The organism is Ruminococcus sp. XPD3002, assembly GCA_900119535.1.
Classification (GTDB): Bacteria; Bacillota; Clostridia; order Oscillospirales; family Ruminococcaceae; genus Ruminococcus; species Ruminococcus flavefaciens_H.
On record FPJT01000005.1, the window covers coordinates 105,683 to 124,264 of the forward strand.

At 41.1% G+C, this 18,582-nt stretch carries 14 protein-coding genes; 3 read left to right on the forward strand and 11 right to left on the reverse strand.

Annotated elements, in window-relative coordinates:
• Positions 1 to 267: 267 nt before the first annotated feature.
• The 3 genes from BT127_RS06160 to BT127_RS06170 are packed head-to-tail and all read left to right on the forward strand — an operon-like array spanning position 268 to position 7,084.
• On the forward strand, positions 268 to 1,056 hold the full coding sequence (locus BT127_RS06160) for a tyrosine-type recombinase/integrase (RefSeq protein ID WP_318257176.1): 789 nt from the start codon (positions 268 to 270) through the stop codon (positions 1,054 to 1,056).
• A gap of 28 nt (positions 1,057 to 1,084) precedes the next feature.
• On the forward strand, positions 1,085 to 3,751 hold the full coding sequence (locus BT127_RS06165; RefSeq protein ID WP_075424153.1) for a helicase-related protein: 2,667 nt from the start codon (positions 1,085 to 1,087) through the stop codon (positions 3,749 to 3,751).
• A gap of 12 nt (positions 3,752 to 3,763) precedes the next feature.
• Positions 3,764 to 7,084 carry a type ISP restriction/modification enzyme gene (locus BT127_RS06170; RefSeq protein ID WP_075424154.1) on the forward strand — a complete coding sequence of 1,107 codons (3,321 nt, stop codon included), beginning with the start codon at positions 3,764 to 3,766 and terminating at the stop codon, positions 7,082 to 7,084.
• 139 nt (positions 7,085 to 7,223) lie between these two features.
• Here the strand turns inward: BT127_RS06170 and BT127_RS06175 are convergent, their stop codons facing one another.
• From BT127_RS06175 to BT127_RS06230, 11 genes are all read right to left on the reverse strand, one after another.
• Positions 7,224 to 7,562, reverse strand: a complete 339-nt coding sequence (locus BT127_RS06175; RefSeq protein WP_075424155.1) for a hypothetical protein — start codon at positions 7,560 to 7,562, stop codon at positions 7,224 to 7,226.
• Between the two features lie 26 nt (positions 7,563 to 7,588).
• Positions 7,589 to 9,256, reverse strand: a complete 1,668-nt coding sequence (locus BT127_RS06180; RefSeq protein ID WP_075424156.1) for a helicase associated domain-containing protein — start codon at positions 9,254 to 9,256, stop codon at positions 7,589 to 7,591.
• 88 nt (positions 9,257 to 9,344) lie between these two features.
• Positions 9,345 to 10,034: a CpsB/CapC family capsule biosynthesis tyrosine phosphatase gene (locus BT127_RS06185; protein ID WP_075424157.1), complete on the reverse strand. Its 690-nt coding sequence runs from the start codon at positions 10,032 to 10,034 to the stop codon at positions 9,345 to 9,347.
• Positions 10,024 to 11,544, reverse strand: a complete 1,521-nt coding sequence (locus BT127_RS16235; RefSeq protein WP_082334919.1) for a tyrosine-protein kinase domain-containing protein — start codon at positions 11,542 to 11,544, stop codon at positions 10,024 to 10,026. Before BT127_RS16235 ends, BT127_RS06185 begins: the two co-directional genes overlap by 11 nt.
• A 94-nt stretch (positions 11,545 to 11,638) precedes the next feature.
• A complete protein-coding gene (locus BT127_RS06200; protein WP_075424158.1) occupies positions 11,639 to 12,871 on the reverse strand; it encodes a nucleotide sugar dehydrogenase in 1,233 nt (410 codons plus the stop codon).
• Positions 12,872 to 13,909 (reverse strand): NAD-dependent epimerase/dehydratase family protein, encoded by a 1,038-nt coding sequence (locus BT127_RS06205; RefSeq protein ID WP_075424159.1) that lies wholly within the window; start codon positions 13,907 to 13,909, stop codon positions 12,872 to 12,874. It abuts the gene before it with no gap.
• Positions 13,910 to 13,913: 4 nt separating this feature from the next.
• On the reverse strand, positions 13,914 to 15,425 hold the full coding sequence (locus BT127_RS06210) for an MATE family efflux transporter (RefSeq protein ID WP_075424160.1): 1,512 nt from the start codon (positions 15,423 to 15,425) through the stop codon (positions 13,914 to 13,916).
• A 39-nt stretch (positions 15,426 to 15,464) separates the two neighbouring features.
• The gene (locus BT127_RS06215) at positions 15,465 to 15,803 is read right to left on the reverse strand and encodes an ATP-grasp fold amidoligase family protein (RefSeq protein WP_075424161.1); all 339 of its coding nucleotides are present in this window, start codon (positions 15,801 to 15,803) and stop codon (positions 15,465 to 15,467) included.
• A gap of 50 nt (positions 15,804 to 15,853) precedes the next feature.
• Positions 15,854 to 16,819 carry an ATP-grasp fold amidoligase family protein gene (locus BT127_RS06220; RefSeq protein WP_075424162.1) on the reverse strand — a complete coding sequence of 322 codons (966 nt, stop codon included), beginning with the start codon at positions 16,817 to 16,819 and terminating at the stop codon, positions 15,854 to 15,856.
• A gap of 219 nt (positions 16,820 to 17,038) precedes the next feature.
• Complete coding sequence (locus BT127_RS06225) at positions 17,039 to 17,503, reverse strand: DUF1919 domain-containing protein (protein WP_075424163.1); 465 nt, start codon at positions 17,501 to 17,503, stop codon at positions 17,039 to 17,041.
• Positions 17,504 to 17,517: 14 nt separating this feature from the next.
• Positions 17,518 to 18,576 (reverse strand): EpsG family protein, encoded by a 1,059-nt coding sequence (locus tag BT127_RS06230; protein ID WP_175541924.1) that lies wholly within the window; start codon positions 18,574 to 18,576, stop codon positions 17,518 to 17,520.
• Positions 18,577 to 18,582 lie beyond the last annotated feature (6 nt).

Consider the following 18,582-nt stretch of genomic DNA (forward strand, 5'->3'; position numbering starts at 1 on the left):
TTTTTCACACATTCAGCGCGCTTACAGCGCAAGACCTGCGCGCAGGTGCTCTATAATACAGAAAAGCCGATTTCTCAAAATAGATACTTTTACGAAATCCGCATATTTTAACAGGTATTTGCTTTGAAAGACATAATATCCCATAATGATATTATACAGGATTTTTCGGGGATTTTCAAGTATCAGGCTGAAAATCGGCGGATTGTATACAAGAGAACTGACTCAGATGTGCAGATTGCTATTCTGAGGGCGTTGGAGGGCTACTGAATGGAGAAAACAGGTATAACTATTACAAAGCGTAAAGACGGGCGGTATGTCGGGAAGTTCATCGCTGAATACGCCGATAACGGCAAAGCACAGTATCACTATGTTTATGGCAAGACCTACGAAGAAGCCGAAAACAAGGTGCTGATAGGGCATGAGATAGCCACACGCTATCTTTCGGGCAGATATATCACTGTTGGTAAAGTGTATCGGGAATGGCTGAATGCTGTGGTAAACCGTGTCAAGGAATCCACACTTGCCAATTACCATAATAAGTTTGAAAAGCACATTCTGCCCGAATTCGGGGATATTCCGTGTGCAGACCTGACCGCAGGCAGGATCAATGCCTTTATAAACAAAAAGCTCGCAGACGGGCTATCTGCAAGCTATGTGAGGGATATATTTACTGTTTTCAAAACAATGCTGAAATATGTACAGGAGGAGTACGGCTTCAGATTATCGCTAAAAAATGTCGTTCTTCCTAAAGCCGAAAGAAAGCAGGTTGAGAAGATCAGCGATACAGAGCAGAAAAAGCTCGTTTCATATCTGAAAGCTAATATGTCGCTGACTGCTTTCGGTATCCTGCTGTCACTTTTTATGGGACTGCGTATCGGTGAGCTTTGTGGGCTGAAATGGGAAGATGTGGACTTTCGGAACAAGATACTGCATATCCGAAGAACTGTTCAGCGTATCAGTTCCGCCAACGGCAACAGAAAAACAAAGATCGTGATCTCCGCTCCGAAGTCTGCGACCTCATTCAGGGATATTGTGATATATCACTTATTTCCGTGATGAATACAGAGATCAGTTCATTTCCGCTATGAATGTTCCTTCGGGCTATGCCCTGGTCGGTTCAAGCAACTTTACTAAGGCAGGACTGACACAGAATATCGAGCTGAATGTTCAGGTAAAAGATGAAGTTGAACAGCTTCAGAAGTGGTTTGATGAACATTGGCAGAACGGCACGGATATTACCGAGGCTGTGTTGAAGGTAATGGAGATGCACTGCCGTGAGTTCAGTCCTTATGATGTTTATCTGCGCTCTATGTATGAGTATTTCAAGAGCCATGAGGAAACAGTATCCGAATGGGAAGAAAATGAATCGGTCGTGTATAAGGGCTTGTCGCAGTATCAGAAAGACGGCTACAATAGCCTGATACAGATAGCCGAGCATTATTCTGGAGCTTTCCTGTGTGACGGAGTAGGTCTGGGCAAAACCTATGTTGGCATGATGCTGATAGAGCGTTTTGTAAAGAAAGAACGTAAAAATGTTGTTCTTATCGTCCCTGCATCTGCAAGGGTATCCGTATGGGAAGTAACGATAAAACGACTTATCCCTGAGATTCTGGAGGGCTTCTATCCATTCAAGATCATCAACCATACCGATCTGCTGCTTGATAAAAATCAGAATCTAATGAATCAGATCGCACAGCAGGCGGAAATTATTATCATAGATGAAGCACATCATTTCCGCAACCGTTCCTCCAACAGATACAGAAAGCTGTTTGATATGATGCAGGCAGGCTGTAAAAAGCAGATGTTTATGCTAACAGCCACACCGATCAATAACAGTTTCCTCGATTTACAGCATCTTATTGAGTTGTTTACCCACAGGCAGGAGGACTACTTTGCTTCCGCTCCGCTGGGCATACACAGCCTTGCAGGACACTTCAAAAAGATGGAAAAGCAGCTCGATCAAGTATCGGGGACTGCGATAAGCGATTCTCTTGATATATCGGGAGATATTATCCGTGCTGATAAACTTGTTACCGAACTTGTTGTACAGAGAAGCCGTGCTTATGTCAAGCGAAGTCTGTTGAATGAACAAGGCAACGGAGTATTATTCTCCAACAGAATGCCACCTACCGTAGCAAACTATTCCCTTGAAAAATCATATGGCAGGCTGATAAAGGACTTCAAGGAATCCTTTGACCGTAAGGATAAGAACGGAAAGACGATAACCATTCTGTCCCTTGCTATCTATTCGCCGTACAGTGATGATTATTTCATCGGGGACAAGTCCAAGATGGACGAGATGGTAACCGGTCGTCAGCAGCAGGTAGTAAACCTTATCCGCATTTTGCTCCTGAAACGATTTGAAAGCTCTATCGAAGCATTTAAGGAGACCTGTATAAAAATCTATATCCGCCTGAATAAGTTCCTGAACGACTATAAGGACATTGATGCCAGCAGTAAGCGCCGTGTTGAGAGGAAACAGGCTGAGCAGGAAGAAATACTGCGGTATGCGGAAGAATATGCCGCGCTGAATCAGACCTCTATTGAAGATATTGAGGACAGCCTGCCCGATTATGTATGGAATACGCAGGAGACCTTTAATGTCAATGATTTTGATATAAACGCCCTGCTTGTTGATACCATGATGGATATGGACACGCTTTCCAAATTCATCGAAGATATGATGGAATTCAAGCCCGAAAACGATGATAAGATACGGGAGCTAAAGCGCATCCTGCATGAAGATACACGCATTCAGAACAAGAAAGTCATCATTTTCACGGAATACAAGGCAACAGCGCAGTATATTTACCGTGAATTGCAAAAGGCTGGGTTCACTGATCTTTATGAGATCGACGGGCAGACTTCCGGTGACCGCCATGAAATGATACAGCGTTTCGCTCCGTATTATAACGGCTGTTCATCGGCAGAGGTAACGGACGAGATAAAGATACTTATCGCAACAGATGTACTTGCAGAAGGCTTGAACTTGCAGGACGCATCGTGCCTTATAAACTATGAGTTGCACTGGAACCCTGTTCGGCTTATGCAGAGAATAGGTCGTATCGACCGACGCCGTGACGCAGATACCGAGGCACATCTGCTTGCAGACCACCCCGAACTGAAATCAGACCGAGATTTTGCGTATTATTGGAACTTCCTGCCGCCAAAGGAATTGGAAGATCTTTTGTCACTGTATAAGACAGTATCAAAGAAAACGCTCCGTATTTCCAAGACATTCGGCATTGAGGGCGAAAAGCTCCTCACTCCCGATGATGAATACGAAGCACTGAAAGAATTCAATTCACATTATGAGGGCAGTACTTCCGCAGAGGAAGAAATTGCCCTTGCATATCAGCAGCTCTTAGCAGATAATCCCGACTATCTTGAACAGGTAAAGGAACTGCCGAGGAAAATGTACAGCGGTAAAATGGCATCAACACGGAAGGGATACTTCTTCTGCTATGAATTGCCTACCAAGAGAGCAGACGGAACATGGTCAGACGGAGGCGGCATTTACCGCTGGTATGTGGTTGATCCTGAAACCAGGCAAGTCACAGAAGATCTGCATGAGATATGGACTGCTATCAAATGCGAGCGTGACGAGAGCAGAGCCTTTAACGCTAATGAGGAGCAGTTCTCCGAGATACGCAAAGTGATAGAGAATTACATTAAGAAGAATTATCTGAAAGCAATACAAGCGCCTATGGGCAAAAAAGCCAAGTTGGTCACATGGCTTCAGATGATATAAGGGGTAACAGATATGGATATCAGAAATATAAAGAGCATAGATGATCTTATCATATACTTCACTGAGGAACTAAATTGGAATATTGATCTTGATGATTTTGATGAGATCGACGATATTACATACGATTTTGACGCTGCCGACATCGGGCTGAAAGATGATGCATTTGCAAAAATAAAGAATCTCCGCCAGTTACAGCCGCTCTGCGATGAGCAGAAATGGGGCATCTTCTGCGTAGAGTTCGACAGCAACAAGTTTGAAGTGTCGGCACTCCGTAAGATACTGTCGGGACTTATCCCAAAGAGAAGAAATGCCGCTGAACACGCTGTATGGTCGCAGAAAGACCTTCTGTTCCTTTGTTTCTGGGGGACGGATAATAACCGCACTATCGGTATCGCACATTTTGAGGATAAGGACGCAGGGCTTCCGCAGATAAAAATGATCTCGTGTGCGCCTGCTGTTGAGGATTTCACGCAGATACGAACTTTTGAAGATCGCATCGGGCATTTGTCATGGGTGAAAGATGTTACTGACACACAGGCATGGTACGATCAGTGGTCGGCGGCATTTGTAACGGCATATCATCAGGTCATAAGAGACTCTGCTTCGCTTACTGTCAAGCTGGCGGCAGAGGCTCAGGCTATCCGTGACCGTATTCTTGACATATACGCTGTCGAAACGCATGACGGTTATGTGCATAAGCTGTTCAAGGATTTCAAGGACAATCTTATCCATGATATGACCAAGCAGCAGTTTGCGGATATGTATGCTCAGACCGTTGTTTACGGCTTGTTCTCGGCAAGGTGCATGGACAAGACGCAGGACAGCTTCAATGTGAAAGAAGCGATCGCCTGCATTCCGAACACCAACCCTTTCCTGAAAAGGCTGATGGAAGAATGTCTGGGTGAAAGTTCCGAGCGTCACCTGACCTTTGACGAGCTGGAAGTTGCGAATGTCGTGGAGATACTCACGCACACGAACACCGACCTGATACTTGCCGACTTCAACCGTCAGACGGGCGGCGGACGTGAAGATCCTGTTATCCATTTCTATGAGGAATTTCTGACCGCCTACGACAAAGCACAGAAGGTGCAGAGGGGCGTTTACTATACGCCGCAGCCTGTTGTAAATTTCATTGTCAGAGCGGTTGACAGCATTCTGAAAACGGAGTTCGGGCTTGAGGACGGTCTGGCATCGGAAGAAACCAAGACCGTGAAATATATGCGTGAAAAGATCAGAGGTCATGGCATGACCGAGGACACAAAGGAAGTGCCTGCGGTTCAGATACTCGATCCAGCAACAGGTACGGGAACATTCCTGCGTCAGACCATTCTGCAAATATATGATAATTTCCAAGCCAAGCACAAGGGTGAAAGCGAAGAGCAGATCAAGAAGGCATGGAACGAGTATGTTCCAAAGCACCTGTTGCCCCGTCTGAACGGTTTTGAGCTGATGATGGCTCCCTATGCCGTAGCTCACATGAAGCTCGCTATGGTGCTGAAAGATACGGGATATGATTTTGGCGGCGACCACCGTCTGAATGTGTTCCTGACCAATTCGCTGGAAGAAGCGAATGGAATGGTAGAAGTGTTTGATGATGGAAGTGTAATGACTTCTATGTTTGATGATCCGCTTGCCTTTGAATCAGCGGAAGCAAACCAGGCAAAACGTAATAATGGCATAAACGTGATTATTGGTAACCCGCCGTATTCATCTTCAAGTGCTAATAAAAATGCGTGGTTAGATAGATTAATGCAAATCTATAAAACAGAACCTGGTGGAAAAGAAAAACTAAAGGAGCAAAAATACTCTATAGATTCTGATGAGATTAAATTTATGCGATTTGCTCAGCATTTAATCAATAGTGCCGGATTAGGTGTTGTAGCATATATTAATCCTCATGCATATTTAGATAAACCTACTTTTCGTGGAATGCGTTGGCAATTATTAAAAGAATTCGATGCAATTTATATCATCAATCTGCATGGTAATAGCAATCATCAAGAAACCACGCCAGATGGTGGAAAAGATGAAAATGTCTTTGATATACAACAGGGAGTATGCATAAATGTATTTGTAAAAACAGGTAAAAACAGTTCTATAGCTAATGTCTTCTATACAGATTTGTATGGAACTCGTGATATCAAGTATTCAAAGCTGAATAAAACAGAGCTAAAGCATCTAACATTTGATGTTCCAGTTTCTGAACCGCCATATTATCTTTTTGTACCTAATTCTTCAAATACACAATACTATAAAGGATTTTGTTTAAGCGATTTACTTGTAATTCATCTTGAAGGAATTCAAACTGGAAAAGATAAACTTGTATTACACAATACTAAAGAAGAATTGGACGCAGTTATTGAAGATATATTATCAATGGGAACAGAAAGTATTCGTAGAAAATATGATTTAGGAAATGATGGTAGAGATTGGACTGTAGCATGGGCTAAAGAAGACATTATTTCACATTATCCTAATGATGGTTATTACTTCAAACTGTTTCTAAGTCCGTTTAATTCAAAGTGGAGCTTTTATACTGGAAAAAGCTCAGGTTTTATAAAATGTTGTAGAGATAAAGTCTCAAAAGAAATGATAGGACATAATAATCTTGGTTTAGCATTAACAAGAAATGCAATGCCACAACGTTTATATAGTAATTTTATGATTGTTGATTCGTGTATTGTTGGAAGATTTATTGGCGATTTTTCAACATCGACTCAATTATTCCCAATTTTCTTGTATACTAATACTTTTGGTGAAGAAAATCGAGAAACCAATTTCAATAAGAATATTATTAGTATAATCTCTAATAAGCTGGGGTTGGAATTTAAGAACACTGATGAAAAATCATCTTCATACTATAATTCTGTAAACCTTGTTGATTATGTTTATGCAATTCTAAATTCAATGAAATATAGAACTACATATCAGGAATTCTTATGTCGTGATTTTCCGTATATTCCGTATCCAACAAATCAGGAAACCTTCTGGAAACTTGTAGAGATTGGCGGCAAGCTGAGAGAATGCCACCTAATGCAGACCGAATTCGACACCGCAGCTTACAGCTTTGTCGGTGACGGCACTAACGAGGTCGTGAAGCCCGAATACAAGAACGGCAGGGTGTACATCAGCAAGACGCAGTATTTCGATAACGTACCGCAGGCACAGTGGGAGCAGTATATCGGCGGTTATCAGCCGTTACAGAAGTGGCTCAAAGACCGCAAGAAGACTGCGCTTTCCGCTGAGGACATTGAGCATTACAAGAAAATCATCGCAGCCCTCAAGCTCACCGAGGAGCTTATGGCGGAGATTGATCAGGTTGTGGAGTTCTGATATGACGTAAAAAGGACAGATGCTTCTCTTGTGGAAGTATCTGTCCTTTTGTTGTTATAGCTCGCTGTATAGGTCTTAAATATAGTAGTTATGCTTATACTGCTATATCAGCGCCGCACATTTGCGGCAGTGTTTTTATTTATTGAATATCTCTCTGCCCTTTAATCAGACCGAGCTTCAAGAATATCGGATACAGATAGCTAGCGCCGAACACATTCAGCTTCTTAGGTCCTTTTACAAAGCTCTCGGCTGCCATTACCACCTCTGCATTACGATACGCAAGCAGTATCGTCGCTCTGGTGATCGTTTTAGTCTTGCGGCTGATGATGATCTCGCCAAGCTGTTCGCCCTTGCCGCTGGTCTTGACCGTATAGGTAAACGACAGTCTGCGCAAGGTCTGAAACTCCCTACCTTCATTTTCGAGTATCATTGCCCACAATTCTTCATCAAGGTCCGATTCGACCTTATGATAAAGCATAGCTTTACACCTCCGTCAGAACGCTCTTATTTCGTGAATATCTTGTGCCGTATCAGGTCGCTGATATGCTTGTAACCATTCTTATGTGTCATAGCTTGCAGCTCTGCATATTCACTTTCTGTAAGCTGTATCACAAATGATTTTGTGCGGAGCATATCCGGCGGACGCTTCGGGTGCTTTTTCTTATGGGGACGGGACACACGGGGCTTTCGTTCCTCCGACGGCTTTCTGAACTTGATCTCCGTGATACAAATGCTTTTCAGGGCATCGGCTCTTTCCTCGGACAGCTTGCCACCGAGGTAAAGCCCACGGTTATGATGTACCCAAGCTTTGAGACTCCCGCCGCTGGCTGACAGCATTTCGGGGTGAAATATGAGTCCGTTTTCTTCAATATACCTTCGGCATATCTCCACAGTTTCATACCAGCGCTGCTCCTTGACTTCTGGCTGTCCCTCTTTGATTTCCTTTTCTTTTACAGGCTTTGGCGGCTTCGGTTCAGCTTCAAACTGTATGCCCGATATATCAATGGATTCAAGGAGCTTTGCTCTGTATGCAGTTTCTCTGCCGCTATGATACTGCCATCTATGCCGTTTTGCCCACAGCATCAGGCTGTTTCCGCTTGCGGAAAGCAGATCGGCTGGCAGCGGTTTGTTTCTGTATTGGGTAAGAGCCTCACGCAGTTTCAGGAAATTCATGATCCATTCCAGATCATAACGGTTTTTGATCTCCGTCCTGTCTATATCATCGGGAAGTCGTTGCATTTCCGTATCATAAAATTTCTGCTTTTTCGTTTCATCAGTTTTAAAACCAATACTGAAAAAATTTATCTCGTCAAGAAGCTCCCGCCTGCGATTTGACAACGAGCCGGAACGATAGCCGCGTTTGCAGTTTTTTACCCAATCCTTCAGGCTTGAGCCGTCATCTGCTTCAATATCGGCAGGGAGCGCATCACGCCCGTATTCTTCAATACACGCTTTTAGCTGCAGATACTTCTGCATCCAGTTATGATCGCTTTTATTCACGATAAAGCCCAGCTCTCTCAGACGATCTAATACTTCCTTCGGATACGGCTTTTTATTACGCTGATTTGCCAGTTTATCACGGAATGTCCGCAGCCAAACACCGAGCTGATACCCGTCAGGGCAGACATACGCTGTATCGAAGTCGACATTGCCATGTTCCTTGTAATATTCCTCTACATGGCGCATGGCAGTATCAAGCGGCGTTTCAAGTATCTCAAAAGCACCGTTGCTGATAATTTCATCGACATACTTCTGAGGGAGCGTACCTTCCTGATATTTCTTGCGCTGCAAGCGTGTCCAGCCGAGAAGACTTTTCCCATCGGGACACAGCTTATCGAAAGGTATTTTTATGTGACCGTTCTCACGATAGAAGTCAAGCAGAGTGTTGAAATGCAGATACCAGTCACGGTCTGTTATAGATTGCAGCTCGTCAATGCCGATCTCCTTTAACAGTCTGATCTGCTCATCGTTCAGGCTGTATCGTGTGATGCGACCATATACAGCCTTGTACATCTCATACAGCCAGCGTTTCAAATTCTTTCCGTAACTGTTCACAGCATCATCGGGAATATCATTCAAGCCGCAGTTATGCTTTGACAGATAGGCACAGACTTCATCGAAGTTTTGCTGCCAAAGATTTGTATTGAGTCCTGTTTTACTGTTATTGTTCATGATACCCTCGTATGCACGAAGGGACAACGCATAGGCTCATTCCTGCACGTTGTCCCTCCAACCTCTCTCATAGCGGAGGCAGCCGTTGTTAATATTCTTCCTTGCATTCTGATAGGATTCTCTCTGCGCCGTCTATCACATCTGTCTTGGCTTTCTTCCGGAGCAAATCCCAGTTCGGTTTTCTGTCGGTCAGGTTATGGGCATCGCTGCCGAAAAGGTACGGATAACCCTCTTTTATCAGCTTTTTCACAAACCGCCGTTCCTTGAAATTGCCCAAGGCTTCATTATTAATCTGGAATATCGCATCAAGCTTCAGCACTTCCTCGTATTCCGACTTGCTGTAATAGTCAAGGTAGCGGTGGATATGGGCGATCACAGGCGTGAGCTTGTACTCATAGGCAATATCCGTGATCTCATCTAAATACCAATGCTGAAAGCCTGCATATGGAAGTTCGAGCAATATGTAGTTCGTATCGGCAAGACGTAGCTTGTCAATATCAGGAACATTATGCAGTCCGTGTTCGATAGCAACCTCAGCACCAAGCAAAATGTCGGAATTACTATTGTCCGCCTGAACGATCTTATCATAAGCAGCTTGACGCTTTGCAAGATAGGCTTTTACGTCATTACGTTCCCGATGTGCGTAGAAGTGCGGAGTGGCTATAATGCGTTCCACGCCCTGAGAACGCATCATCTTTATCATCTCAAGAGACATTTCCACGCTGTTTGAACCATCGTCAATTTGCGGAAGAATGTGACAATGGTGTTCAGTCAGCATTTTCGTTCTCCTTTGTTTCTTCTGTCGGGTTATTGCCGTAGGTGTAGCCATATCCATAGCTGCCATACCCGTAGCCGTACTTCTTATACTTGTATTTATAGTTGTAGTAATTAGCTCCGTGATTATGGTGAACATCATTCAGAACAAATCCGAGCATATTGACCTTTGCCAGCTCGATCTGCTTCATACAGTTTGCTAATTCCTCATAGGTTGTCATTGCATAGCGGATAACAAGCATGATACCGCTGATAGAGTCCTTCATGACCATCGCATCACTCACGACATTGACAGGCGGTGTGTCAATGATAACATAATCATAGTTGGTGGCAAACTGTTCAAGGAGCTTTTTAAAGTTCTCAGAAGCGAGCAGCTCAGAGGGATTTGGCGGCAGAGGCCCCGATGGTAAAAGATCAAGATTATTGATCACATTGCTCTTGACCGATTTCGCCATAGATGACTTTTTGATAATAAGCGTTGAAAGACCTTCATCATTCTTTATTTTGAAGGTTCTGTGCTGAACAGGTTTACGCATATCAGCATCTATCAGCAGGACGGCACTTCCGGTCTGTGCAAGGGCGATAGCGAGGTTCGCCGCAGAGGTGGATTTGCCCTCGCCGGGATTTGGACTTGATACCGCAATGACCTTTTTATCGGAATCTGCCGCTGTAAAAAGGATATTGGCTCTGATCGTCTTGTAGCTCTCCACAATATTGAATGGTACGTCCTTGTCGGTCAGCAGTCCTCTCGGTTCGGTTCTGTGCTTGCCCTTCTTTTTCTTCTTACCCTCACCGAACTGCTGTATCTCACCGATGATTGCCTTATCATATTTCTTGGCGATCTTTTCGGATTCCTTGATCGTATTATCAAAGTAGTCGATAATAAGAATAACCATTACAACAATCAGAAAAGCCGCTGCCATACCGAGTATACCATTTTTTGTGTTATTAGGAGCAACAGGCTTTTTGTAAACCTTTGCCTTGCCGATCGTATTGATAGAACCGACACCAACAGCTTCTTCAACATACTTTGGAGCGACCTGTGTGATGTCATTGCATATATCAGCCGCAAGATTTGGATTTACCGTTGTAGCTGTAATCGTTACGGCAGACGTATCGGTAACTGAGCTGATCGTCAGGCAGCTTCTGATGGAAGCCGGATCGATCTTATTATCTTCATCGAACGAAAACACCCTGCGTAGGTCTTGCTCATCATATTGTTCTAAAAGTTTTGCGCTGACAGCATTCATGACCTCATCGTCTTTCAACACTTCCATGTATGTATTGACAAGCTGTTTGGAATTGCTGATATTGTTCACATCATTGGCTGCATTCTCAGATATGCCTGTATAGCTCTGCACATACATCGTGATGTGGGACGAATATTTGACGGGCAGGACAAACTTTGAAAACGAAAATGCCGCTATTCCTCCAATAATTGTAATTGCTATGATAAGCATCAGGTGATTCCATAGCAATGATAATAGGTCTTTGATCGTATAGGTGTTTTTCATATATTATTTATCTTTCCTTTCTCGACATTCTAATTACGCTCATGCGGATACTGATATGCTGAATATCAGTATCCGGATCAGAGTAATTATTGTTTTAATCACGCTTGAAAATATCTCTTGTATAAACCTTATCCCGAACATCATCAAGGCAAGCATCATAGCGGTTTGCGATAATAGCAGCAGACTGCTCTTTGAATTTGTCAAGATCGTTCACCACAAGACTTCCAAAGAATGTTTCGCCGTCTTTCAGCGTAGGCTCGTAGATGATGACCGTTGCACCTTTCGCCTTGATACGCTTCATAATGCCCTGAATGGACGATTGACGGAAGTTATCACTGTTAGACTTCATTGTCAGGCGATACACACCAATGATAACTTGCTTTTCACTTGCAGAATCCCAAGTGCTGTTTGCGGAATAATAACCTGCCATTTCAAGCACACGGTCTGCGATGAAGTCCTTGCGAGTGCGGTTAGACTGCACGATTGCGGTTATCATATCCTGCGGAACATCGGCATAGTTGGCGAGAAGCTGCTTTGTATCCTTTGGCAGACAGTAACCGCCGTAGCCGAACGAAGGGTTATTATAATGACTTCCGATACGAGGATCAAGACATACACCCTCGATGATCTGCTGAGTGTTCAGACCTTTCATCTCTGCATAAGTGTCAAGCTCGTTGAAATAGCTGACACGGAGCGCAAGATATGTATTCGCAAACAGCTTGACTGCTTCTGCCTCTGTAAAACCCATATACAGTGTATCAATATCCTCTTTGATCGCACCCTGCTGTAAAAGCTCTGCGAATGTATGTGCAGCCTGTACCAAACGCTCATCTGCCATATCCGTACCTACAATGATACGACTTGGATAGAGGTTATCATACAGAGCCTTGCTCTCACGCAGAAATTCGGGACTGAAAATGATATTCTTTGAACCCGTTTTCTCACGGATAGTCTTTGTATACCCAACCGGAATAGTGGACTTTATGACCATTATCGCATTGGGATTATACCTCGTCACCAGTTCAATGACTGCTTCAACAGCACTTGTATCAAAGAAATTCTTTTTGCTGTCATAGTTTGTGGGTGCCGCTATGATAACGTAATCTGCGTCCTTATACGCACTTTCCGCATCGAGCGTAGCCGTCAAGTCAAGTTCCTTTTGGGCAAGATATTTTTCTATGTAATCGTCCTGAATTGGCGATCTTTTATTGTTTATCAGGTCAACCTTTTCGGGAACAATGTCCACTGCTGTGACCGTATTGTGCTGTGAAAGCAGAACGGCGAGCGACAAGCCGACATAGCCTGTTCCGGCGACTGCTATTTTCATTTACTTTGAACCTCCCATATAATACTCCTTGTACCATTCAGCAAATTTACGCAAACCTGTCCGAAGATCAATCATAGGCTTGAAGCCGAAGTCACGCTCCAAAGCCGAGGAATCCGCATAGGTGACAGGCACATCACCGGGCTGCATCGGAACAAGCTCCTTGTGTGCTTCAAAATCATAATCCGTCGGAAGAACCCCCGCACGAACAAGTTCTTCGCTGAGTATCTGTACAAAGTCGAGAAGATTTACCGGAGTACCGCCGCCGATATTATACAGAGCATAAGGTGGTATCGGCAAACCGTCCTCACCGATTTTCTTATCAGGAGCCTTCCTCATCACACGAATTATGCCCTCAACAATATCGTCAATGTAGGTAAAATCACGCTTGCAGTTGCCATAATTGAAGATCTTTATCGTTTCGCCACGGACGAGCTTGTCTGTAAAACCCAAGTAAGCCATATCTGGTCTTCCGGCAGGACCGTAGACCGTAAAGAAACGCAGTCCTGTTGTGGGAATATTGTAGAGCTTTGAGTAGGCATGAGCCATCAGCTCATTGCTTTTCTTTGTGGCAGCATAGAGCGAAACAGGGTGATCTACCATGTCATCGGTGCTGAACGGCACTTTTTTGTTTCCTCCGTAAACGCTCGATGAGCTTGCATACACCAGATGTTCAACGGAATAATGACGGCAGGCTTCAAGAATATTGTAAAAGCCGATGATATTTGAATTTATGTATGCATCGGGATTCTCGATTGAGTAGCGCACTCCTGCCTGTGCAGCGAGGTTTACTACGATGTTAGGCTTGTACTTACTAAAAAGATCGTCTATGAGTACTTTGTCTGCTAAATCGCCTTTGATGAATTTGAAGTTAGGATATGTATTCAGCTTTTCAAGGCGATGTTCTTTGAGCGAAACATCATAGTAGTTGTTCATGTTGTCGAGACCGATGATTTGTGCCTCTTTGTTTTCGCAGCATAAACGGTCACATAGATATGAGCCGATGAAGCCAGATGCTCCGGTCACAATAAAACAATTCATGATTTCACGACCTTCCTATTTTATGTTTGATTTTTCCGAGCAAGAAAGAGATTTTTTCTCTGTAAAAGATATAATTTACAAGCAATACTATTATCAGCCAGCAGATAAAAACTTCTAAAGCCTGAACGATCCAAGCACTGTATGAAACCGAGAGCATTGGTATTTTGAATGTTACAAGAGAAGCGATTATAACAGTGACAATATCGACAGCACTTTGCTTAAGAAAGTTTTTGAATGGCCAGTTTATAATATTTTTTGAATCATACCAAGCCATCCAGACCGTTTGATATATCATAGCGACTAATGTACCTATAGCGACTCCAACAAGTCCCCATATTTTCACAGTGGCTATCGAAATAACTATATTTAGAATCATTGCTATAATATAGTTGCTTTGAGTCTGTTTGTAATGTCCTGCTGCAAGAATAAGTAAGTTGTACGGCAATCTTAAACAGTGTCCTGCATTTGCTACTGTAATCAATACCGCAAATAGCGGTTGTATATAATCAGCATCTGTAATTCCATTTGTATACACTTGTACAAATGAAACAAGAAGAATGCCTGTACATCCAAATACGAGAGTCGTTCCAGTATGCAAAAGCCATTCAACATAAGAGAAGAATCTACTTAATTGCTGCTTCTCATTTTTGGCTATCATTTCACCCATAATTGATTGAAAGCCATTGGTCATTGATAAGAATGCGGTTTTTACGCCTATAACAACAAAATTATAGACAGAGTATATTGACACATTAGCTAAGGTAGAAAACAGAGTAAGAACAATATTATCAGTACCCTGCAGGACATAGGCTGCAAAATGCTGCGCCATGCCATTCCATTTTTGCTTTATTGGCTCTTCAGAATAAATGATTTTGGTATTAATATTATAATGGGTTCTGACGTACCAAACCAAAAATAGTGGTCGTATCAAAAAAATAAGCGAAGTAGTCAGCTTAACTATTTGAATTGATCCGCCGGAATATATCAGAACAGCACAAGCAAGAGTATTCAGAATAGTAGTTACAATCTGTGCAGTGTATTGAATATAACCCTTTTGGTGAGCGTTTAAAAGCAAACTGTTTACAATACCAAAGTAGTATTGTGCAAATGAACTAATACAAATTGCTCCAATCAGAGATGCAGAATACCAATAATCGAAATTATTATTGATAATCAGTGGATAAATAACAAGTAATATAACTACATAGCAAAGAAGCATTAATGCAAGACGCTTAAAAAATTTGTTTGCTGAAACATAGATCTTACTTATCATAGTTGTATCATTTTCAGCCAATGGTTTATATAGTGATGACTGAACAACAGCTCCTACTCCTAAGTCCAGAAGTGTAATGACACCTAAAAATTGAGTTATCGAATTAACAAGACCGTTTACATCTGAACCAAATGCTCCAAGTATCAGCCGTGGCAGAATAAATCCACTGATTATCGTGGTAAGCTGTAACAGTAACGATGTAATTGTATTTAAAGCTAATTTCTTTCCTCTGGAATTACCCAATATATCACGCTCATTTCTTAGGCAATCTTATCAATTCCCCTAATTTTTTATTCCATTCTTCCGGAACAAATTTTGTGAACCTAGAACCTGTGCAAAAAGTAAGTTCCCCAAAATAGATTTTTCAATGATTTCATAAAAATCGACTCTTAAAAATGGAATATCTTTGCTCAGTAGTTCAGCAATTTCTATCATTTTATCGAAATTAACAGGCTTGGGTGGTAAATCCTCAAATGGTTTATAGTCTTCACAGTAAAACTCAGCTTGTTTCCAATCCAAAGTCACATAACTGATTCGAGCGGTGTCATGATTTTCAAAGCCTTCTGATAGATACAAAAATTTCGCTTTCCCATTAAAGCAGAAGAATTTATAGTCTTTCAAAGAAGATACTACTGAACATTCTGGTAACTCTTAAGAAAATTCAACAAGAGTTACCCCGCTATTTGTGTATTATGTGCAAATTTCTTATCTGACTTTACCGGCAACTTCAGCATTTTTCCGATAATCAGATTATACTTATCAGGTGAAAAAACTCCAAATCCCGAAGCAGGATAAAATGTTAATTCTCCAAAGTATAAATTACCCTTCACCTCATAGAAATCGACACGCAAAAATGCACTTTCTTTTGCAAGAATTTTTGCTACCTTCTTCATTTCATCGAATTGGGTAGGGATAGGGATAGGGATAGGCGAGCTGCTGAACGGTTCATTTGGCAAAGCAAGTCCAGTAAATTCTTGGTGATTCCATTCCATATCAAAGAAATCAATCGTTTCATTTGAGGTGCGTTCTGAAATTACCTGACAGTAAACAGGTTCTCCGTTAAAGCAGAAAAATTTATAGTCTCTCAGATCTGTATTTTGAGTATCTTCCATGTACTGCTCTGCTATAATGCGAGGAACAACATTTTTATATGGTTGTTCTCTTCCAATATAGTAATAATTTCTTTTTAAGCATTTATTGATTTTCTTCCTTGCAGATTTAAAGTCAAACTTCGACTTATCTCTGCAAATCACAAGTCCACCAGAATCGTGAGTACACTTCAGCACAAACTGATTTGGTAGTTTATCAAAATCTATATCCTCAAAACGATCCCATACACCTAGGGTGGGGATAATATACTGTTCTCCTATTATATCAGCAACATACTTCTTAACAGCATACTTATCCACCATCGTTGTGTACTCTGGTTTTCTATCATAAAGTTTAAGCCATTGAAGTTTTTCATTAAATTTTTTAGGACTTTCAAGGTTTATCGAATATCCCATTCTCCCTAAATACATTTTTTTTAAATATTTTTTATCCTCCATTTTTTTGAACAAACCAAGGTAGGCAAGAAGAACAAACCACCCGTCAGGCGACTTTGCATAGGTTAGTATTTTTTTGATTCTTTTATTCATAATTCCACCTTATTATACATTAATATTTATTTCTTCTAAAGAAGTTGGAGATGAATTAATTATCTCAAAGATATTTATGTATTTATTCCAATAAAACGTATCGTCTGTGACACATTTCTCTTGATAATACGGAAGATTATAAATACCGTTATTGTTAGTTCCCACGCCACCAATAAAAGCTATTTTTTTAACTCCCTGTATGTTTGTGAACTGCGTGAACTATTCATCAGTACACTCGTTCATAAACGAAAATTTAAGAATGATATTATTTGGATTAATTCTTTGTATTCTTCTATTCCATTTTTCGATTGCTACCTTTGGATCTTTATAATGCAGTAAAATCACTTCAACATCATCAAGTACGCCAACGGGAACATCAAGTTGATTCTTTGCTTTTAATGACTCATAATGCTTTGATTCATTAGATCGAATTATATTTATGGGAGCGTTTAAATAATGAGTAAGATTTAGTACGAATTTAATATAATCCTCCGCATAGAAATAGCATCCAACAGTTGGAGAAAGTTTTGGTAATCCGAAGTATTCATAGCATATACCTCCCCAGCAATTATTTGATATTATTGTAAAATCCGTATTATTAAGTTTTTTCCTTCTACTTGCTGCAAGAAGTGGCACCGCCTTCACTTTCAGCTTGTGAATTATTTTTTCACTGATTGTAAACATTGTTTCTCCTAAGTTTATAAAAAGTACTTAAGGCTACATAAGTAACCTCTTGATGATTCCAATAAAAACATCACTGTTCCAATAATCAGAACATTTGACTTATTTATTTCTTTTTCTTCCTCATCGGTGTTACTCAATAGAAATATAAATAATGGCATTGTCAAAATTGAAATAAGCCAATTGATTCTTAAAAAAGCGGTATATTCAACAAAAAATAGAATCACATCTATACTCACTATCATTTTTGAAAATGAAAAATAACGATGATATGGGCTTTCTTCTATATTTTGATCTACAAGTTTATTAGCTTGATAGAGTATATATATACTGATTATAAGTTGGAGTATCCCTATAATCCTTTCAAATATATAGTCATAGCCCTCTCCTGTACCTGCTGAATCAATATATCCATTCATATGTGATAGAAAATTTGAAGTATAAACCGAATTATAACCGATTAAAAAAACTATACTTATTATCATTACAAGTCCGAGAATTGTTTTCTTCCCTTGTAAGCATTCCAACGCCAAAAAGAATAATCTGACAAATACCAGAAGAGTCCCCATGTAGTGGAATAATGCCACGATGATATATAACGGTATATGCCATTTTACAGATTTTTCTTCAATTAACTCAGAATAAACCATATATGCAAATAACGATACTACTATTATAGAACGTACATTTGTTATTCCAATAACAAAAAAGCCACGTGCCATAAATATATAGAACGCAACTGCGATAGAAGTCATATCTGCGCTATTTTTTTTTGCTGATTGAGAAAGAACCTTGAATGAAAATGTATATGTAATTAATGAGGTTACAGCCGGAAGCAATCCATCTCTGCCAAACTTTCCAACGATATAATAAAACGCATACAATACCGGATAATTCTGCAATTTCATTGTATTTATTAATTCTGGAACTGAATACGATGATATTTGATGCATTATGGGTAATAATCTGTATAAATCATCGGTATATGTTACTTCATAAAAGTATGCCATTATAAAAAGAAAAGCATTGCATATCAGTAATACCTTTGATATTTCACGCTTTTCCAGTCTTGTCATCCCTAT